Source organism: Burkholderia sp. BCC0405 (assembly GCF_902833075.1).
Classification (GTDB): Bacteria; Pseudomonadota; Gammaproteobacteria; order Burkholderiales; family Burkholderiaceae; genus Burkholderia.
This window is the reverse complement of the sequence record NZ_CADFEO010000017.1, coordinates 98968-117658: the sequence shown is the minus strand read 5'-3', so window position 1 is coordinate 117658 and position 18691 is coordinate 98968. Positions and strand designations below refer to the sequence as shown.

At 66.3% G+C, this 18691-nt stretch carries 17 protein-coding genes; 9 read left to right on the top strand and 8 right to left on the bottom strand.

Annotated elements, in window-relative coordinates; translation table 11 throughout:
* Nucleotides 1-3: 3 nt before the first annotated feature.
* Nucleotides 4-2601 (bottom strand): ATP-dependent chaperone ClpB, encoded by a 2598-nt coding sequence (gene clpB / locus HWX36_RS25860; protein ID WP_175955964.1) that lies wholly within the window; start codon nucleotides 2599-2601, stop codon nucleotides 4-6.
* Between the two features lie 157 nt (nucleotides 2602-2758).
* Nucleotides 2759-3274 (bottom strand): Rrf2 family transcriptional regulator, encoded by a 516-nt coding sequence (locus HWX36_RS25855; protein ID WP_175955962.1) that lies wholly within the window; start codon nucleotides 3272-3274, stop codon nucleotides 2759-2761.
* A gap of 250 nt (nucleotides 3275-3524) precedes the next feature.
* Between HWX36_RS25855 and HWX36_RS25850 the strand changes: the two genes are divergently transcribed.
* On the top strand, nucleotides 3525-4085 hold the full coding sequence (locus HWX36_RS25850) for a group III truncated hemoglobin (protein WP_175955960.1): 561 nt from the start codon (nucleotides 3525-3527) through the stop codon (nucleotides 4083-4085).
* Between the two features lie 66 nt (nucleotides 4086-4151).
* Here the strand turns inward: HWX36_RS25850 and HWX36_RS25845 are convergent, their stop codons facing one another.
* The 6 genes from HWX36_RS25845 to HWX36_RS25820 all read right to left on the bottom strand — a co-directional run bounded on the left by HWX36_RS25845 (nucleotide 4152) and on the right by HWX36_RS25820 (nucleotide 10489).
* Nucleotides 4152-4628: a molybdenum cofactor biosynthesis protein MoaE gene (locus HWX36_RS25845; RefSeq protein ID WP_175955958.1), complete on the bottom strand. Its 477-nt coding sequence runs from the start codon at nucleotides 4626-4628 to the stop codon at nucleotides 4152-4154.
* Nucleotides 4629-4638: 10 nt separating this feature from the next.
* Nucleotides 4639-4896 (bottom strand): molybdopterin converting factor subunit 1, encoded by a 258-nt coding sequence (gene moaD / locus HWX36_RS25840; RefSeq protein ID WP_175955956.1) that lies wholly within the window; start codon nucleotides 4894-4896, stop codon nucleotides 4639-4641.
* A gap of 19 nt (nucleotides 4897-4915) precedes the next feature.
* Nucleotides 4916-6163 (bottom strand): gephyrin-like molybdotransferase Glp, encoded by a 1248-nt coding sequence (glp, locus tag HWX36_RS25835; protein ID WP_175955954.1) that lies wholly within the window; start codon nucleotides 6161-6163, stop codon nucleotides 4916-4918.
* A gap of 242 nt (nucleotides 6164-6405) precedes the next feature.
* Nucleotides 6406-7857, bottom strand: coding sequence for a threonine synthase (gene thrC, locus HWX36_RS25830; RefSeq protein WP_175955952.1), 1452 nt, complete (start codon nucleotides 7855-7857; stop codon nucleotides 6406-6408).
* A gap of 12 nt (nucleotides 7858-7869) precedes the next feature.
* Complete coding sequence (locus tag HWX36_RS25825) at nucleotides 7870-9198, bottom strand: homoserine dehydrogenase (RefSeq protein ID WP_175955950.1); 1329 nt, start codon at nucleotides 9196-9198, stop codon at nucleotides 7870-7872.
* A 52-nt stretch (nucleotides 9199-9250) separates the two neighbouring features.
* Complete coding sequence (locus HWX36_RS25820) at nucleotides 9251-10489, bottom strand: pyridoxal phosphate-dependent aminotransferase (RefSeq protein ID WP_021156506.1); 1239 nt, start codon at nucleotides 10487-10489, stop codon at nucleotides 9251-9253.
* A gap of 314 nt (nucleotides 10490-10803) precedes the next feature.
* Here HWX36_RS25820 and HWX36_RS25815 point away from each other — a divergent pair, with 314 nt between their 5' ends.
* The 8 genes from HWX36_RS25815 (at nucleotide 10804) to HWX36_RS25780 (ending at nucleotide 18600) form a co-directional block, all read left to right on the top strand.
* Complete coding sequence (locus tag HWX36_RS25815; RefSeq protein ID WP_012328660.1) at nucleotides 10804-11178, top strand: Mth938-like domain-containing protein; 375 nt, start codon at nucleotides 10804-10806, stop codon at nucleotides 11176-11178.
* Between the two features lie 124 nt (nucleotides 11179-11302).
* Complete coding sequence (locus tag HWX36_RS25810; protein WP_175955948.1) at nucleotides 11303-12979, top strand: glycosyltransferase family 39 protein; 1677 nt, start codon at nucleotides 11303-11305, stop codon at nucleotides 12977-12979.
* 13 nt (nucleotides 12980-12992) lie between these two features.
* Nucleotides 12993-13364 carry an EamA family transporter gene (locus HWX36_RS25805; RefSeq protein ID WP_011352303.1) on the top strand — a complete coding sequence of 124 codons (372 nt, stop codon included), beginning with the start codon at nucleotides 12993-12995 and terminating at the stop codon, nucleotides 13362-13364.
* A 134-nt stretch (nucleotides 13365-13498) separates the two neighbouring features.
* Nucleotides 13499-14650, top strand: a complete 1152-nt coding sequence (locus HWX36_RS25800; RefSeq protein ID WP_175955946.1) for a DegT/DnrJ/EryC1/StrS aminotransferase family protein — start codon at nucleotides 13499-13501, stop codon at nucleotides 14648-14650.
* Nucleotides 14651-14656: 6 nt separating this feature from the next.
* Nucleotides 14657-15694 carry a glycosyltransferase gene (locus HWX36_RS25795; protein ID WP_175955944.1) on the top strand — a complete coding sequence of 346 codons (1038 nt, stop codon included), beginning with the start codon at nucleotides 14657-14659 and terminating at the stop codon, nucleotides 15692-15694.
* On the top strand, nucleotides 15691-16638 hold the full coding sequence (locus HWX36_RS25790) for a formyltransferase (RefSeq protein ID WP_175955942.1): 948 nt from the start codon (nucleotides 15691-15693) through the stop codon (nucleotides 16636-16638). The genes HWX36_RS25795 and HWX36_RS25790 overlap by 4 nt, the downstream gene beginning before the upstream one ends.
* On the top strand, nucleotides 16635-17690 hold the full coding sequence (locus tag HWX36_RS25785) for a bifunctional UDP-4-keto-pentose/UDP-xylose synthase (RefSeq protein ID WP_175955940.1): 1056 nt from the start codon (nucleotides 16635-16637) through the stop codon (nucleotides 17688-17690). The genes HWX36_RS25790 and HWX36_RS25785 overlap by 4 nt, the downstream gene beginning before the upstream one ends.
* 13 nt (nucleotides 17691-17703) lie before the next feature.
* The gene (locus HWX36_RS25780; protein ID WP_089456348.1) at nucleotides 17704-18600 is read left to right on the top strand and encodes a polysaccharide deacetylase family protein; all 897 of its coding nucleotides are present in this window, start codon (nucleotides 17704-17706) and stop codon (nucleotides 18598-18600) included.
* The last annotated feature ends 91 nt before the right edge of the window (nucleotides 18601-18691 follow it).

Sequence of the window (18691 nt, the reverse complement as noted above, 5' to 3'; positions counted from 1 at the left end):
CGATCAGTGCACGACGCGGTCGAACACGAACGTGCCGTCGTGGACGTCGACCGGAATCACGTCCTTCGGACCGAAGCGGCCCGCGAGGATGAGCTTCGCGACCGGGTTCTCGATCTCCTGCTGGATCGCGCGCTTCAGCGGACGCGCACCGAACAGCGGATCGTAGCCGACCTTGCCGATCTGTTCGAGCGCCGCTTCCGACACGTCGAGCGCCATGTCGAGCTTCGCGAGCCGTTCGTGCAGGCGCGCGAGCTGGATCTTCGCGATCGACTCGATGTTGCTGCGGTCGAGCGCATGGAACACGACGACGTCGTCGATCCGGTTCAGGAACTCGGGGCGGAAATGCTGCTTCACCTCGAGCCACACGGCGTCCTTGATCTCTTCCTGCGGCGCCCCCGTCATCGCCTGGATCACCTGCGAGCCGAGGTTCGACGTCATCACGATCACCGTGTTCTTGAAGTCGACCGTGCGCCCCTGCCCGTCCGTCATGCGGCCGTCGTCGAGCACCTGCAGCAGCACGTTGAACACGTCCGGATGCGCCTTCTCGATCTCGTCGAGCAGGATCACGCTGTACGGCTTGCGGCGCACGGCTTCCGTCAGGTAACCGCCTTCCTCGTAACCGACATAGCCCGGCGGCGCGCCGATCAGCCGCGCGACGCTGTGCTTCTCCATGAACTCGCTCATGTCGATGCGGATCAGGTGCTCTTCCGAATCGAACAGGAACGACGCCAGCGCCTTGCACAGCTCGGTCTTGCCGACGCCCGTCGGGCCGAGGAACAGGAACGAGCCGTACGGACGGTTCGGATCGGCGAGACCCGCGCGCGAACGGCGGATCGCGTCAGCCACCGCGCTGATCGCCTCGTCCTGGCCAACCACGCGCTCATGCAGCTTTTCCTCGATGTGCAGCAGCTTCTCGCGTTCGCCCTGCATCATCCGCGACACCGGAATCCCGGTCGAACGCGACACGACTTCCGCGATTTCCTCGGCGCCGACCTGCGTACGCAGCAGGCGCGGACGCGTCGGGTTGTGCTGCTCCTGCTCTTCGGCCTGCGTGACCTGCTTCAGTTGCGCCTCGAGCTGCGGCAGCTTGCCGTACTGCAGCTCGGCGACCTTCTCCAGCTTGCCGTCACGCTGCAGCCGTGCGATGTCCGCCCGCACCTTCTCGATCTCTTCCTTCAGCTGCGCGCTGCCCTGCACCGCGGCCTTCTCGGCGGTCCAGATTTCCTCGAGATCCGAATACTCGCGACCGAGCCGCTCGATCTCTTCCTCGATCAGCTGCAGGCGCTTCTGCGACGCTTCGTCCTGCTCCTTCTTCACGGCTTCGCGCTCGATCTTCAGCTGGATCAGCCGGCGGTCGAGCTTGTCCATCTCTTCGGGCTTCGAATCGATTTCCATCTTGATCTTCGACGCGGCTTCGTCGATCAGGTCGATCGCCTTGTCAGGCAGGAAGCGGTCGGTGATGTAGCGGTGCGACAGCTCGGCCGCGGCGACGATCGCCGGGTCGGTGATGTCGACGCCGTGGTGCAGCTCATACTTCTCCTGCAGCCCGCGCAGGATCGCGATCGTCGCCTCGACGCTCGGCTCGTCGACGAGCACCTTCTGGAAGCGGCGCTCGAGCGCGGCATCCTTCTCGATGTACTTGCGGTATTCGTCGAGCGTGGTCGCGCCGATGCAGTGCAGCTCGCCACGCGACAGCGCCGGCTTCAGCATGTTGCCCGCATCCATCGCGCCTTCGGCCTTGCCCGCGCCGACCATCGTGTGGATTTCGTCGATGAAGACGATCGTCTGGCCTTCGTCCTTCGCGATGTCGTTGAGCACCGCCTTCAGGCGCTCCTCGAATTCGCCGCGATACTTCGCGCCCGCGAGCAGTGCGGCCATGTCGAGCGACAGCACGCGCTTGCCCTTCAGCGTCTCGGGTACTTCGCCGTTGACGATCCGCTGCGCGAGCCCTTCGACGATCGCCGTCTTGCCGACGCCCGGCTCGCCGATCAGCACCGGGTTGTTCTTCGTGCGGCGCTGCAGGATCTGGATCGAACGGCGGATTTCGTCGTCGCGGCCGATCACCGGATCGAGCTTGCCCGCACGGGCGCGCTCGGTCAGGTCGACCGTGTATTTCTTCAGTGCCTCGCGCTGGCTCTCCGCATCCTGGCTGTGCACCTGCGAGCCGCCGCGCACAGCGGCGATCGCGGCTTCCAGCGCCTTGCGCGTGAGGCCATGCTGGCGCGCGAGCTTGCCGGCGTCGCCCTTGTCGTCGGACACGGCGAGCAGGAACATCTCGCTCGCGATGAACGTGTCGTTGAGCTTCTGCGCTTCCTTGTCCGCCTGGTTCAGGAGCCCGGCCAGTTCACGGCCGACCTGGATGTCGCCGCCCGTGCCCGTCACTTGCGGCAGGCGCGAGATAGCCTCGTTCAGCGCGCCTTGCAGCGCCTGAATGTGCACACCCGCGCGCGACATCAGCGAGCGGGCTGAACCGTCCTGCTGCGCGACCAGCGCCGCGAGAACGTGAACGGGTTCGATGTATTGATTGTCGCGGCCTGCCGCGAGGCTTTGCGCGTCCGCGAGTGCTTCCTGGAACTTGGTGGTGAGCTTGTCGATTCTCATTTAGTCGAGACCTCCAATTTTCGATTAACACCAAGATGAGGATGGTTATGCGGCTTTCAAGCGAAATTCGGGTTGATTCAGCGCAAAAATCGATGGATATCCTTGAAGCGGCGCCTGGACGGGCCACGGCCGGATCGAGAAGCGCGGCGAGCGCGCATCAGCCGGCCGTCGACGGCGGCTCGACGGGCGCAGGTGCATCTTCCGGCGACGGCTCGGCACGCATGCGCACGACCGGGCGGATGCCGAGCAACGCGATGAGCGGCGAAGCGGGTTCGACCAGTTCGCCTAGCGTGTGACGGTCGAGTTCGGCGAAGAATGCATCGCGCGCGGCCGCCAGCACGCCCTTCAACCGGCACCGCGGCTCGATCACGCAGCCGCGCGACTCGCCGTCGGCCAAGAAGCAGCCGACCAGCGCAAAATCGCTCTCGGTCGCGCGCACGACCTGGCCGACGGTCAGTTGCAGCGATTCGGGGAACAGCCGCAGCCCGCCATTGCGACCACGAACGGTATCGACCCACCCCAGCTCGCCGAGCTGCTGCACGACTTTCATCAGATGGTTCTTCGAGATGCCGTAGGCGTCCGAGATCTCCTGGATCGTGGCGAGCCCCTCGCCGCGCACGGCAAGGTACAGCATCACGCGCAGCGAATAGTCGGTGTAGTCGGTGAGTCTCATGGGCGAATACGGAAAAAAATCGATCGTGCCCCGATTACGTGAACCGGGCCGGTCGGGATGCGCATCAGGCCGGTTGACGGCACAGTTCCGCGGCTCCGGGTTGCCGGGAGGGCGTGCGCGCAATAAGATGCGTGACACTTACACGTTTTCAAGGGTTATTGCACGCCATTTTGCGTCAAAATCCGGCCGGTGTCCTGCCCGATGCCCGCGCCGCCGCCCCGTCGTTGCTTATTTCTCCGGCCCTTTTGCCATGACCGTCCTGCCCGCCTCGCCCGATACCGCACCGGCCCGCCTTCGCGACACCGAGCCGGCCGAAGAGAACATCCGCGCGCTCGTCTACGCGTTCTACGACCGCGTGCGCGCCGATCCGCTGCTCGGGCCCGTGTTCGACGCGAAGCTGGCGGGTCGCTGGGACGACCACCTGGCGAAGATGGTCACTTTCTGGTCGAGCCTCGTGCTCGGCACCAAGGGCTATCGCGGCAACGTGCAGCAGGCGCACCAGCCGCTCGACGGGATCGAGCCGGCCCATTTCAGCCGCTGGCTGTCATTGTTCCTGAAGACCGTCGAGGCGCGCTACGCGCCGCCCGCGGCAATCCGCTTCATGGCGCCTGCGCTGCGGATCGCGCAGAGCCTCCAGTTGAGCCGGTTCGGCTGGGACTACCCGATTCCGCCCGAGCAGCAGGCCCTGCTCGACGCGATCTCGCCGCGCCGTCGCGACGCGGGCGCCGATCCGCATTCGTTGCCGTCGCGTGCCCGCGGCGAGCCGTTTCCGACGAAGATCATCGGGCGCAGCAGCGATCCGGACGCGTAACGGGCAGCCGTCACGCGCGACGCTTGCGCACATGCGGCACCTCGCCGCACTCCCCTGACGCCGCGCTCAGCGCCGCGTATTGCCCGATTCGATGCCCCAGCGCGCGAGTGCCGCATCGTCGGTGCTGCGCGCATCGACCCAGCGCTCGCCATCCGGCGTCGTTTCCTTCTTCCAGAACGGCGCTTCGGTCTTCAGGTAGTCCATCACGAACTCGCACGACGCGAACGCATCGCCGCGGTGCGACGCAACCGTCGCGACCATCACGATCTGGTCGAGCGGCAGGAGTCGGCCGACGCGATGCACGATCGCGACGTCGATGCCCGGCCAGCGCCGGCCGGCCTCGGCGGCAATCCTCTCGAGCGCCTTCTCGGTCATTCCCGGATAGTGCTCGAGTTCCAACGCGGCAACCGAATCGCCTTCGTTCAGGTCGCGCACCGTGCCGACGAAGCACGCGAGCGCACCGATCTTCGGGTTGCGTGCGCGCAGTGCCGCGACTTCCGCGTTCAGGTCGAAGTCGTCGGACTGGATTCGTACCGTTGTCATCGCCCGTGCCTCAACCGCCCGTCACCGGCGGAAAGAACGCGACTTCGCAGCCTTCGGTGAGCCGCGTGTCGGCATCGGTCATCTCGTGGTTGCACGCCATGCGCAGTGCGCGCCCTTCGGCGAGCGTCTCGGCCCACGCGCCACCGCGCACGCGCAGCCACGCGCGCACGTCGCCGACGGTCGTGACGCTGTCCGGCACGTCGGCCTGCTCGTCGGCGACGCCCAGCGCCTCGCGTACGCTTGCAAAGAATTTCAGTTGAATCTTCATGGTTCGGGAGGCCGTCGCGTTACGACAGCAGTTCGGAAAACGGAATGAAACGCACGGTCTCGCCAGCGCTGATCGCGTGCTGCGGCGGGTTGTCGATCAGGCCGTCGCCCCACACTGTCGACGTCAGCACCGCCGAACTCTGGTTCGGGAACAGGTCGAGGCCACCGGCCGCGTTCACGCGCGCACGCAGGAATTCGTTGCGCCGGTCGCCCTTGTTTTGCGAAAAGTCGGCGCGCAGCGACAGCGCGCGCGGCGTGACGTCGCGCACGCCGGACAAGCGCAGCAGGAACGGCCGCACGAACAGCAGGAACGTGACGAAGCTCGACACCGGGTTGCCGGGCAATCCAATGAAGTGCGCGTCGGCGCGATCGTCGCCGCGGCGCACCGCGCCGTACGCGAGCGGCTTGCCGGGCTTCATCGCGATCTGCCACAGCGCGAGCCGCCCTTCGGCCTCGACGGCCGGCTTCACGTGGTCCTCGTCGCCGACCGACACGCCGCCGCTCGTCAGGATCACGTCGTGATCGCGGGCGGCCTCGCGCAGCGTGTCGCGCGTCGCGGCGAGCGAATCGGGCACGATCCCGTAGTCGGTCACGTGGCAGCCGAGCCGCTCCAGCAGCCCGCGAAGCGTGAAGCGGTTCGAGTTGTAGATCGCGCCGGGCTTCAGCGGCTCGCCGGGCATCGTCAGCTCGTCGCCGGTGAAGAACACCGCGACGCGAATCCGCCGCGCGACCGGCAGTTGCGCGCAGCCAACCGACGCGGCCAGGCCGAGCGCCTGCGGCGTGAGCCGTGTGCCGGCCGGCAGGATCACCGAGCCCTGCCGGATATCCGCGCCCTGTGCGGTGATCCATTCACCGACCTTCGGCGTGTGCAGGATCTCGACCGCATCGCCGTCGGCCGACGTCTGTTCCTGCATCACGACGGCGTCGGCGCCGGGCGGCACCGTCGCGCCGGTGAAGATCCGCGCGGCCGTGCCGGCAGCCAGTGGCGCGGCAGGATGGCCTGCCGGAATGCGCTGCGACACGGGCAAGCGCCGCTCGCCATGCAGCAGGTCGGCGACGCGCACCGCATAGCCGTCCATCGCACTCGTATGCATCGGCGGCACGTCGAGCGGCGAGCTCACGTCAGTTGCCAGCACGCGGCCGAGCGCGTCGAGCGTGGCGACCGTTTCGGCGCCGGGCAACGGCTTCGCGGCATCGAGCAGCGCGGCGAGTGCCTCGGCGGTCGACAGCATCGGCGCGCGCGGCGCCGCGGGATTCGGATTCGACATCGATGGAATCGGGGATCGTTGGATTCAAACCGTCATTGTAGCGACGCCGTCGCACGGGCGCGCGATATGGCCGACATGCGGAAACTGTGATCGGCGCGAGCGCCCCGGTCTGGCACTTGTTTTGAGTACAGTGCGGCGGTACCCGCGCGGCGCCGCCAAACGAAACGGCCGGAACCCCGATCCGTTCGACGAATCGGCATTCCGGCCGTCCTGCGCAGCCGGGCCCGCGGCCCGGCCGTGCGTCATGCGCCCGTATGGGCGGCGATGAAGTCCTTCACCTGCTGCGCGTCGGCCTTCACGACCTCGAAACGCTGCGGCAGCGCCTCGAGCCCGTCGAATGCAGCCGGACGCTCGGCTTCGCGATCGAGTGCTTCGCGAATCGTCTCGCCGAACTTGATCGGCTGCGCGGTCTCGAGCACGACCATCGGCACGCCTGCGTCGAGATGCTCGCGCGCGACCTTCACGCCGTCGGCCGTATGCGTATCGATCATCGTGTCGTAGCGCGAGAACACGTCGCGAATCGTCGCGATGCGGTCCGTATGGCTGCTGCGGCCCGACACGAAACCGAACTCGGCGACGCGCGAGAAATCGCCGCTCGCCGCGAGATCGAAACCGCCCTTCTCCTCGACGTCGCGGAACAGCTGCATCACGCGCGCCGGATCGCGGCCGAGCAGGTCGAACACGAAGCGCTCGAAGTTCGATGCCTTCGAGATGTCCATGCTCGGGCTGCTCGTGTGATACGTGTTCTCGGCGCTGCGCACGCGATACGCGCCCGTGCGGAAGAACTCGTCGAGCACGTCGTTCTCGTTGGTCGCGACCACGAGCTTCGCGATCGGCAGCCCCATCATCCGCGCGATGTGGCCTGCGCAGACATTGCCGAAGTTGCCCGACGGCACCGTGAACGACACGCGCTCGTCGTTGGATTGCGTGGCCGCGAAATAGCCCTTGAAGTAGTACACGACCTGCGCGACGACGCGCGCCCAGTTGATCGAGTTGACCGTACCGATCTTCTGTTGCGCCTTGAACGCGTGATCGTTCGAAACGGCCTTCACGATGTCCTGGCAATCGTCGAACACGCCCTCGACCGCGAGGTTGAAGATGTTCGGATCCTGCAGGCTGAACATCTGGGCCGTCTGGAACGCGCTCATCTTCTTGTGGGGCGACAGCATGAACACGCGCACGCCGGCCTTGCCGCGCATCGCGTATTCGGCCGCGCTGCCGGTGTCGCCGGACGTCGCACCGAGAATGTTCAGCGTCTGCCCGTGCTTCGCGAGCGTGTACTCGAACAGGTTGCCGAGCAGCTGCATCGCCATGTCCTTGAACGCGAGCGTCGGGCCGTTCGACAGTTCGAGCAGCGAGATCGGCGCGCCGTGCTCGGTGCCGAGCGTCTTCAGCGGCGTGATGTCGGACGCGTTCTCGCCATGGCGCGTGTTGCGGTACACGTCGGCCGTGTACGTGCGACGCGTGATCGCGCGCAGGTCGTCGGCCGGCACGTCGTCGCAGAACTTCGACAGGATCTCGAACGCGAGATCCGCGTACGACAGCGTGCGCCAGCGCGCGAGCTCGTCGGCGGACACCTTCGGATACTCGGCCGGCAGGTAGAGCCCGCCGTCCTTCGCGAGACCGCCGAGCAGGATGTCGGAGAACGTGTGGCGCTCGCCGATGCCGGCGCCGCGCGTGGAGATGTAGTTCATGTCGTCCTCAGCTCAGTTCAGCGCTTCCATGCGCAGCTTCGTCACCTTCGACACGACCGTCGCGAGGCTCTCGATTTGCGCGATCGCCGTGTTGACGCGCTTCTCGAGCGTCTCGTGCGTGATCAGGATGATGTCGGTCTCGCCGTTCGCGCCGTCGACCTGCTCCGATTCCTTCTGCAGCAGCGCGTCGATCGAGATGCCCGATTCGGCGAGGATGCGCGTGATGTTGGCGAGCACGCCCGTCTGGTCGGCCACCCGCAGGCGCAGGTAGTAGCCGCTCGTGACTTCCTCGATCGGCAGGATCGGCGTGTTCGACAGGCTGTCCGGCTGGAACGCGAGGTGCGGCACGCGATGCTCGGGGTCGGCCGTGTGCAGGCGCGTGACGTCGACGAGATCCGCGACCACGGCCGATGCGGTCGGCTCCGCGCCCGCGCCCTTGCCGTAGTACAGCGTCGTGCCGACCGCGTCGCCGTGCACGACGACCGCGTTCATCGCGCCCTCGACGTTCGCGAGCAGGCGCTTCTCCGGGATCAGCGTCGGGTGTACGCGCAGCTCGATGCCGCGCTCGGTGCGCCGCGTGATGCCGAGCAGCTTGATCCGGTAGCCGAGCTCTTCCGCATAGCGGATGTCGGTCGCGTCGAGCTTGCTGATGCCCTCGACGTACGCGCGCTCGAACTGCACCGGCACGCCGAACGCGATCGCGCTCATGATCGTCGCCTTGTGCGCGGCGTCGACGCCTTCGATGTCGAAGGTCGGATCGGCTTCCGCGTAGCCGAGCTCCTGCGCGGCCTTCAGCGCGGTCGCGAAGTCGAGCCCGCGATCGCGCATTTCCGACAGGATGTAGTTGGTCGTGCCGTTGATGATGCCCGCGATGTACTGGATGCGGTTCGCGGTCAGGCCTTCGCGCAGCGCCTTGATGATCGGGATGCCGCCGGCGACGGCCGCCTCGAACGCGACCATCACGCCCTGCGCGCGCGCGGCCTCGAAAATCTCGGTGCCGTGCACCGCGAGCAGCGCCTTGTTGGCCGTCACGACGTGCTTGCCGTTCGCGATCGCGCGCAGCACGAGCTCGCGTGCGATGCCCGTGCCGCCAATCATCTCGGCGATGATCGCGATCGACGGATCGTCGACGACTGCGTTGAAATCGTCGGTGATCCGCGCGTCGCCGGCGTTGCCGCCGAGCGCGGCCAGCGCCTTGGCCGGGTTGCGCACCGCAATGCGCGTCACCTCGATGCCGCGCCCCGCGCGTCGCTTGATTTCTTCCTGGTTGCGGCCCAGCACCGTGAAGGTGCCGCTGCCCACCGTGCCGAAGCCCAACAGGCCAACTTTGATCGGTTCCATGCTGCGTGTGATCGCTGAGTAAGAAGTAGTGAGTGTCGTGTGGTTCTGCCGCTCAGGCCGAATGGCGCTTGCGGTAGCCGTCGAGGAAGCGTGCGATCCGGTTGATCGAATCGGTCAGGTCGTCGAGGTTCGGCAGGAAGACCACGCGGAAGTGATCCGGCGTCGTCCAGTTGAAGCCCGTGCCCTGTACGAGCAATACGCGCTCCTCGAGCAGCAGGTCGAGAATGAACTGCTGGTCGTTCTGGATCGGATAAAGCTTCGGGTCGAGGCGCGGGAACATGTACAGCGCGGCCTGCGGCTTCACGCAGGTCACGCCCGGGATCGACGTGAGCATGTCGTACGCGAGCTCGCGCTGCTTGTACAGGCGCCCGCTCGGCACGATCAGTTCGTTGATGCTCTGGTAGCCGCCGAGCGCCGTCTGGATCGCGAACTGCCCGGGCACGTTCGCGCACAGGCGCATCGACGACAGGATGCCGAGCCCCTCGAGATAATCCTTCGCGCGCCGGCGGTTGTCGCCGCCGAGGCCCGACACGGCCATCCAGCCCGCTCGGTAGCCGCACGAGCGATAGCTCTTCGACAGGCTGTTGAACGTGACGGTAATCACGTCCTCCGACAGCGAACCCAGCGCCGTGTGCTCGAGGCCGTCGTAGACGATCTTGTCGTACACCTCGTCGGCGAACACGATCAGCCCGTGCTGGCGCGCGATCTCGAGCAGCTCGAGCAGCAATTCGTCCGAATAAAGCGCGCCCGTCGGGTTGTTCGGGTTGATCACGACGATCGCCTTCGTGTTCGGCGTGATCTTGCGGCGGATGTCGTCGAGATCGGGCATCCACGCGTTCTGCTCGTCGCAGATGTAATGCACCGGCGTGCCGCCCGACAGGCTGACCGCCGCCGTCCATAGCGGGTAGTCGGGCGCGGGCAGCAGCACTTCGTCGCCGTCGTTCAGCAGCGCCTGGGTCGCCATCACGATCAGCTCGGACGCGCCGTTGCCGATGTAGATGTCGTCGAGGCCAACGCCCACGACACCCTTTTCCTGCGTGTAGTGCATCACGGCCTTGCGCGCCGAGAACACGCCCTTCGAATCCGAATAGCCGGACGACGTCGGCAGGTTGCGGATCATGTCCTGGATGATTTCGTCCGGCGCGTCGAAACCGAACGGCGCGAGATTGCCGATGTTCAGCTTGATGATGCGGTGGCCTTCTTCCTCGAGGCGCTTCGCGTGCTCGAGCACCGGGCCACGGATGTCGTAGCAGACGTTGAGCAGCTTGTTCGACTTCTGAATCGGTTTCACGACGACACGGTTCCTGGGTTGGCCTTGCGGCCGGGGGACGGGATCAAAACTGGAAAGCGGCCGGTCTGTGCGCGCTGTCTAGACTGGGAAAAAGCGGGCGGTCGGGCGCGGCTTGTGGCGACGCGCGACGCAAGTGGCGCCCGGGGGCGACCAAAAAGTTATAATTTAGCGGATTTTGGCCGACTTTCGCAATGCACCATAGCCGCGCCGGGCCCGCGCCGTCAGGCGTCCCGCGTGCCCGGGCGAGCGAAACCGGCCATCCGGGCCCGTGCGGCCCTGCGATACATTCCCCTACGGAACCGCGGAATACCGATTTGAAACTGCACCAGGACACGAGCGGCGCGCTCAACACCGTCACCGGCTACGGCCCCGATTATGTCGACGTCAATCTCGAACGCCACGAAACGAGCGTCATCGTACTGCCCGGCGCGCCGGTCCAGGCATGGCCCGTATCGTCGTTCGACGCGCTCGCGCCCGAGCATTTCGCGATGCTGCTCGACCCGACGCCCGAACTCGTGATCTTCGGCAGCGGCGCGCGGCTGCGCTTCCCGCACCCGCGGCTCGTCGCGGCGCTCACGGCCAAGCGGATCGGCGTCGAGACGATGGATTTCCAGGCCGCCTGCCGCACCTACAACATCCTGATGGCCGAGGGCCGCAAAGTCGCCGCCGCGCTCTTAATTGAACGTTAATCCCCGATGCGGTAAAACTCGGGCCGGCTCAGCGGGTCGATCCCCCGGATCGCCCCGGCCAGGCCGCCCGCCGCCGGCGCAACCCGCCGGCGGCCCGTCACAATAACCAACAGGCTGAAAATCCATGAACGATACGCCGTCGAGGCTACCGCTCAATCGCATCACGCTCGTCCTCCTCGTCGTCGCACTCGCGATCGTCTGGTTCGCGCCGCTCGGGCTGCGCCATCTGATCCCGAGCGACGAAGGCCGCTACGCGGAAATGGCGCGCGAGATGTTCGTCACCGGCGACTGGATCACGCCGCGCTACAACGGCTACAAGTATTTCGAGAAGCCGCCGCTGCAGACCTGGCTGAACGCGCTCACGTTCGCGTGGTTCGGCATCGGCGAATGGCAGGCACGCCTCTACACGGCCGTCGCGAGCTTCGCCGGCATCCTGCTGGTCGGCTACACCGGCGCGCGCCTGTTCAACCCGCTGTCGGGCTTCCTCGCCGCCGTCGTGCTCGCGTCGTCGCCTTACTGGAACCTGATGGGCCACTTCAACGCGCTCGACATGGGGCTCGCGTTCTGGATGTCGCTGTCGCTGTGCTCGCTGCTGCTCGCGCAGCGGCCCGGGCTGCGCCCGGCCGTGGCGCGCGGCTGGATGTGGGGATGCTGGGCCGCGATGGCGTTCGCGGTGCTGTCGAAAGGCCTGGTCGGCCTGATCCTGCCTGGCGCCGTGCTCGTGCTCTATACGCTGATCGCACGCGACTGGGCGCTCTGGAAGCGCCTGTACCTGGTGAGCGGCCTCGTGATCTTCTTCGCGATCGTCACGCCGTGGTTCGTGCTCGTCCAGCAGCGCAACCCGGAGTTCTTCAACTTCTTCTTCATCGTCCAGCAGTTCCGCCGGTACCTGACGCCGGAACAGAACCGCCCGGGCCCGCTCTACTATTTCGTGCCCGTGCTGCTGGTCGGCTTCCTGCCGTGGCTGTCGGTCGCGTGGCAGAGCCTCCGCCATGCGCTGCGGATGCCGCGCCAGCCGAACGGTTTCTCGCCGATGCTCGTGCTGCTGACCTGGAGCGCATTCATCTTCCTGTTCTTCAGCGCATCGCATTCGAAGCTGATCTCGTACGTGCTGCCGGTCGCGCCGGCGCTCGCGCTCATCATCGGCGCGTACCTGCCGCTGATGAGCGCCGACCGGTTCCGCCGCCACCTGCTCGGCTACCTCGTGTTCCTCGTCGTCGCGGCGTTCGGGATCATCTTCCTCGCATACCAGGGCGACGCCCGCACGCCGAACGCGCTGTACCGTGCGTTCCAGATGTGGCTGTACGCGGGCCTCGCGGTTGCAGCCGTGCTGACGCTCGCGGCCGCATGGCTGAACCGCCGCACGGGCGTCGCCGCCGCGCTCGCCGCATTTGGCGCCGCGTGGCTCGTGTTCGGCACGATCGGCGGCACCGGTCACGATGAATTCGGCCGCTACAGCTCGGGCGCGCTGCTCGCGCCGGCGGTGCGCGCCGAACTGGCGAAACTGCCGGCCGACACGCCGTTCTACTCGATCGAGATGCTCGACCACACGTTCCCGTTCTACATGGGCCACACGACGATCATGGTCCAGCGCCAGGACGAGCTCGCGTTCGGGATATCGATGGAGCCGAACAAGTGGATTCCGACCGTCGACGAGTGGGTCAAGCGCTGGGAGCAGGAAACCCATGCGCTCGCGATCATGCCGCCCGGCCAGTACGACGCCCTGGTCAGGCAAGGCGTGCCGATGCGCGTAATTGCGCGCGACAACCGCCGCGTGATCGTCGAGAAACCGCAATCGTAAGGACGCCCGCCGCATGAATCCCGTTTCGTTCGTCTGCATCATCACCGGCGTGATGCTCAACGCCTGTGCGCAACTTCTGCTGAAAGCCGGCGTCAACGCCGTTGGACACTTCGAATTCAGCCGTGCGAACATCATCCCGGTCGGCCTGAAGATCGCGACCCAATTGCCGATCATCGGCGGCCTCGGCTGCTACGTGCTGAGCGTCGTGGTCTGGATCGTCGGGCTGTCGCGGGTCGACGTGTCGATCGCGTACCCGATGCTGTCGCTCGGCTACGTCGTCAACGCGTTCGCGGCCTGGTACCTGTTCGGCGAAGTGCTGTCGGTCCAGCGGCTCGTCGGCATCGGCATCATCCTGATCGGCGTGCTGGTGCTCGCGCGAAGCTGATCGCGCCCCGCCGCGTGCGTTAAGCGTCCGCCTACAAAAAATCACGGTGCGATTCCGCCAACCGGTGTTTAATGCCGGTTTCGGCCGGGATCGCCCGACCCCTTTATTACACGCCATTACAGACCAAAGCGTCCATGAGCCAGACTACCGCTCCGTTTCTGCCGTTCACCCGCCCCGAGATCGATGAGGAAACCATCCAGGGCGTCGTCGAAGTGCTGCGCTCGGGCTGGATCACCACCGGCCCGCAGAGCCAGAAATTCGAAGCGGCGCTGTCCGAGTACTGCGGCGGCCGTCCGGTCCGCGCGTTCAATTCGGGCACCTGCACGCTCGAGATCGGCCTGCGCATCGCGGGCGTGGGTGCCGGCGACGAGGTGATCACGACGCCGGCGTCGTGGGTCTCGACCAGCAACGTGATCCTCGAGACGGGCGCGACGCCCGTGTTCGCCGACATCGATCCCGTCACGCGCAACATCGACCTCGACAAGCTCGAGCAGGCGATCACGCCGCGCACGAAGGCGATCATCCCCGTGTTCCTGTCCGGCCTGCCGGTCGACATGGACCGCCTGTACGCCATTGCGCGCGCGCACAAGCTGCGCGTGATCGAGGATGCGGCGCAGGCGTTCGGCTCGACGTGGAACGGCCAGCGCATCGGCGCGATCGGCGACATCGTGTCGTTCAGCTTTCACGCGAACAAGAACCTGACGACGGTCGAAGGCGGCGCACTCGTGCTGAACAACGAGGAAGAAGCCACGCTCGCGCAGAAATACCGGCTGCAGGGCATCACGCGCACGGGCTTCGACGGGATGGACTGCGACGTGCTCGGCGGCAAGTACAACCTGACCGACGTCGCCGCACGCGTCGGCCTCGGCCAGTTGCCGCACCTCGAACGCTTCACCGCACAGCGCCGCGCGCTGGCGCGCGCCTATTTCGCCGCGTTCGACGGCAGCGCGGCCGTGAAGCTCGGCGTCGGCCTGCCGATCGCCGAATTCGAGAACGGCAACTGGCACATGTTCCTGATCACGCTGCCGCTCGAGCGGCTGACGATCTCGCGCGCCGAGTTCATGGCGCAGATGAAGGAACGCGGCATCGGCACGGGCATCCATTACCCGGCGATCCATCTTTTCACGCTGTACCGTGCACGCGGCTTCAAGGAGGGCATGTTCCCCCACGCCGAACGGTACGGCGCGTCGACCGTCACGCTGCCGCTCTTCACGCAGATGACGGAAGGCGATGTGCGTCGCGTGGTCGACGCCATCAACCAGATTTGTGAACAATACGGAAAATAAGCGTACATGAGTCACCTTGAAGCACGCGCCGGGCATCCGGTCGCCGGGCACCTGGACGCCGGCCGGCCCGAAGTATCGGTCATCATCCCCGTGTATAACGAGGAAGACGGCCTCGCCGCGCTGTTCGCGCGGCTGTATCCGGCGCTCGACGCACTCGACACGTCATACGAAGTGATCCTGATCAACGACGGCAGCCGCGACCGCTCGGCCGCGATGCTCGCCGATCAGTTCCACGTACGCCCCGACACGACGCGCATCGTGCTGCTCAACGGCAACTATGGCCAGCACATGGCGATCCTCGCCGGCTTCGCGCAATCGCGCGGCGAGATCGTCATCACGCTCGACGCCGACCTGCAGAACCCGCCCGAGGAAATCGGCAAGCTGATCGCGAAGATGCGCGAGGGCTACGACTACGTCGGCTCGATCCGCAAGCAGCGCCAGGACAGCCTGTGGCGGCGCAAGGCGTCGCAGATGATGAACCGCCTGCGCGAGCGCATCACGCGCATCAAGATGACTGACCAGGGCTGCATGCTGCGCGCGTACAGCCGCCGCATCATCGACACGATCAACGTGTGCGGCGAAGTCAACACGTTCATCCCCGCGCTTGCGTACACGTTCGCGCAGAAACCGACCGAGATCGAGGTCGCGCACGAGGAACGCTTCGCCGGCGAGTCGAAGTACTCGCTCTACAGCCTGATCCGGTTGAACTTCGACCTCGTGACGGGTTTCTCGGTCGTGCCGCTGCAGTGGCTGTCGTTCATCGGCGTGATCCTGTCGCTCGGCTCCGCCGCGCTGTTCGTGCTGCTGCTCGTGCGACGCTTCATCGTCGGCGCGGAAGTGCAAGGCGTGTTCACGCTGTTCGCCATCACGTTCTTCCTGCTCGGCGTGATCATCTTCGCGCTCGGCCTGCTCGGCGAATATGTCGGCCGCATCTACCAGCAGGTGCGCGCACGGCCGCGCTACCTGATCCAGGCCGTGCTCGAGCAGCACGACGGCGTGCCGGCGGTGCCGGCCGACGCGAACCGCACGGAGGCCGCGCAATGAAGCCGCGCGCAGTCGTCTTCGCGTATCACAACGTCGGCGTCCGGTGCCTGCAGGTGCTGCTCGCGCGCGGCGTCGACGTCGCGCTCGTCGTCACGCACGAGGACAACCCGAACGAGAACATCTGGTTCGGCAGCGTCGCGTCCGTCGCAGCCGAGCACGGCATTCCGGTCATCACGCCGGCCGATCCTGCCGATCCGGCGCTGCGCCGCGCGGTTTCCGACGCGCAGCCGGACTTCATCTTCTCGTTCTACTACCGGCACATGCTGCCGGTGGACCTGCTCGCGATCGCGCCGCGTGGCGCGTACAACATGCACGGTTCGTTGCTGCCGAAATACCGGGGTCGGGTACCGACCAACTGGGCGGTGCTGAACGGTGAAACCGAAACCGGCGCGACGCTGCACGAGATGGCCGCGAAGCCCGACGCGGGCGCGATCGTCGGGCAGACCGCGGTGCCGATCCTGCCGGACGACACGGCCGCGCAGGTGTTCGACAAGGTCACGGTAGCCGCCGAGCAGACGCTCTGGCGCGTGCTGCCTGCGCTGCTCGCGGGCGAGGCGCCGCACCTGCCGAACGATCTCGCGACCGGCAGCTACTACGGCGGGCGCAAGCCCGAGGACGGCCGCGTCGACTGGTCGAAGCCGGCCGCGCAGGTCTACAACCTGGTGCGCGCGGTCGCGCCCCCGTATCCGGGCGCGTTTACGGACGTCGACGGCACGCGTTTCGTGATCGCGCGCGCGCGCCTCGCGGCGCCCGGCAGCGCGGTAGCGGCCGCCGCTGCAGATTTGCCGCCCGGCCTGCACGTAAGCGATAATGCGCTATTCGGCGTCTGCGGCGACAGCCGCGCCCTATCCATTCTCGAGCTGTGGCAGCAACGCGACGGCAGCGAAACCGTCGTGACGCCCGCGGAATTCGCGCAGTTCATTCATTCTTCCCGTCATTCATGAAAGCAAAAAAAGTCCTGATCCTGGGTGTGAACGGCTTCATCGGCCATCACCTGTCGAAGCGCATTCTTGAAACCACCGATTGGGAAGTGTTCGGCATGGACATGCAGACCGATCGGCTGGGCGACCTCGTCAAGCACGAGCGGATGCATTTCTTCGAAGGCGACATCACGATCAACAAGGAGTGGGTCGAGTATCACGTGAAGAAGTGCGACGTGATCCTGCCGCTCGTCGCGATCGCGACGCCCGCCACCTACGTCCAGCAGCCGCTGCGCGTGTTCGAACTCGACTTCGAGGCGAACCTGCCGATCGTGCGTTCGGCCGTCAAGTACGGCAAGCACCTGGTGTTCCCGTCGACCTCCGAGGTCTACGGCATGTGCTCGGACGAGCAGTTCGATCCGGATGCATCGGCCCTCACCTACGGCCCGATCAACAAGCCGCGCTGGATCTACGCATGCTCGAAGCAGCTGATGGACCGCGTGATCTGGGGCTACGGGATGGAAGGCCTGAACTTCACGCTGTTCCGTCCGTTCAACTGGATCGGCCCGGGCCTCGACTCGATCTACACGCCGAAGGAAGGCAGCTCGCGCGTGGTCACGCAGTTCCTCGGCCACATCGTGCGCGGCGAGAACATCAGCCTCGTCGACGGCGGCTCGCAGAAGCGCGCGTTCACCGACATCGGCGACGGCATCAGCGCGCTGATGAAGATCATCGAAAACAAGGACGGCGTCGCGTCGGGCAAGATCTACAACATCGGGAATCCGAAGAACAACTTCTCGGTCCGGGAACTCGCGCACAAGATGCTCGAACTGGCGGCGGAATTCCCCGAGTACGCCGATTCGGCCAAGCAGGTGAAGCTCGTCGAAACGACGTCCGGCGCCTACTACGGCAACGGCTACCAGGACGTGCAGAACCGCGTGCCGAAGATCGACAACACGATGCAGGAACTCGGCTGGGCGCCGCAAGCGACGTTCGACGACGCGCTGCGCAACATCTTCGAAGCGTATCGCGGCCACGTTGCCGACGCGCGCGCGCTCGTCGAACAGCAAGGCTGACCGGGACGTTCGCTTGGCTCGCATCGTCCTCAAGATCGACGTCGACACGCTGCGCGGCACGCGCGAAGGCGTGCCGAACCTCGCGCGCATCTTCGACCGCTTCAATGCGCGCGCGACCTTCCTCTTCAGCCTCGGGCCCGATCACACGGGCTGGGCGCTGCGGCGCGTGTTCCGCCCCGGCTTCCTGAAGAAGGTATCGCGCACGTCGGTGGTCGAGCACTACGGCGTGAAGCAGCTGATGTACGGCGTGCTGCTGCCGGGTCCCGACATCGGCCGCCGCGCGATCGCCGACATGCGCGCGATCCACGAGGCCGGCTTCGAATGCGGGATCCACACCTGGGATCACGTGTACTGGCAGGACAACGTCCGCGCACGGGATCGCGACTGGACTGCGCGTGAAATGCAGAAGAGTCACGCGCGCTTCATCGAGGTCTTCGGCGCGCCGCCCGTCACGCACGGCGCGGCCGGCTGGCAGATGAACGATTCCGCGTTCGAGCAGATCGACGCATGGGGGATGCGCTACGCATCCGACGGCCGCGGCCATTCGCCGTACCTGCCCGTCGTCAACGGCCGAACGCTGTCGCACGTGCAGATGCCCACCACGCTGCCGACGCTCGACGAAGTGCTCGGCATCGACGGCATCGACACGCACAATGTCGCCGCGCACATCCTCAAGTTCACCGAAACCAATCCGCACGATCAGGTGTTCACGCTGCATGCGGAACTGGAAGGCCAGAAGCTCGCGCCCGTGTTCGAGCAACTGCTCGCCGGCTGGCGCGCGCAAGGCCATACGTTTGCGACGATGGGCGACTACCACGCGACGCTGGACCGCGACTCGCTGCCATCGTACCCTGTCACGTGGGGCGAAATCCCCGGCCGCTCCGGCGAACTGATCGTCCAGCCCGACTGAGTTCGCGCGCGAGCCGGCGTCGCCCGCAGCGCCCTTGCGGCGCCGCCGCGACGCCGCGCCGAACCGCGCCGCCGCAGCGGCGCCTTTCCAT

Excerpts from the sequence above, each read along its gene's own strand:
- clpB (WP_175955964.1), bottom strand. The coding sequence starts at position 2,601 with ATGAGAATCGACAAGCTCACCACCAAGTTCCAGGAAGCACTCGCGGAC.
- HWX36_RS25855 (WP_175955962.1), bottom strand. The coding sequence starts at position 3,274 with ATGAGACTCACCGACTACACCGACTATTCGCTGCGCGTGATGCTGTAC.
- HWX36_RS25850 (WP_175955960.1), top strand. The coding sequence starts at position 3,525 with ATGACCGTCCTGCCCGCCTCGCCCGATACCGCACCGGCCCGCCTTCGC.
- HWX36_RS25845 (WP_175955958.1), bottom strand. The coding sequence starts at position 4,628 with ATGACAACGGTACGAATCCAGTCCGACGACTTCGACCTGAACGCGGAA.
- moaD (WP_175955956.1), bottom strand. The coding sequence starts at position 4,896 with ATGAAGATTCAACTGAAATTCTTTGCAAGCGTACGCGAGGCGCTGGGC.
- glp (WP_175955954.1), bottom strand. The coding sequence starts at position 6,163 with ATGTCGAATCCGAATCCCGCGGCGCCGCGCGCGCCGATGCTGTCGACC.
- thrC (WP_175955952.1), bottom strand. The coding sequence starts at position 7,857 with ATGAACTACATCTCCACGCGCGGCGCCGGCATCGGCGAGCGCCACACG.
- HWX36_RS25825 (WP_175955950.1), bottom strand. The coding sequence starts at position 9,198 with ATGGAACCGATCAAAGTTGGCCTGTTGGGCTTCGGCACGGTGGGCAGC.
- HWX36_RS25810 (WP_175955948.1), top strand. The coding sequence starts at position 11,303 with ATGAACGATACGCCGTCGAGGCTACCGCTCAATCGCATCACGCTCGTC.
- HWX36_RS25805 (WP_011352303.1), top strand. The coding sequence starts at position 12,993 with ATGAATCCCGTTTCGTTCGTCTGCATCATCACCGGCGTGATGCTCAAC.
- HWX36_RS25800 (WP_175955946.1), top strand. The coding sequence starts at position 13,499 with ATGAGCCAGACTACCGCTCCGTTTCTGCCGTTCACCCGCCCCGAGATC.
- HWX36_RS25795 (WP_175955944.1), top strand. The coding sequence starts at position 14,657 with ATGAGTCACCTTGAAGCACGCGCCGGGCATCCGGTCGCCGGGCACCTG.
- HWX36_RS25790 (WP_175955942.1), top strand. The coding sequence starts at position 15,691 with ATGAAGCCGCGCGCAGTCGTCTTCGCGTATCACAACGTCGGCGTCCGG.
- HWX36_RS25785 (WP_175955940.1), top strand. The coding sequence starts at position 16,635 with ATGAAAGCAAAAAAAGTCCTGATCCTGGGTGTGAACGGCTTCATCGGC.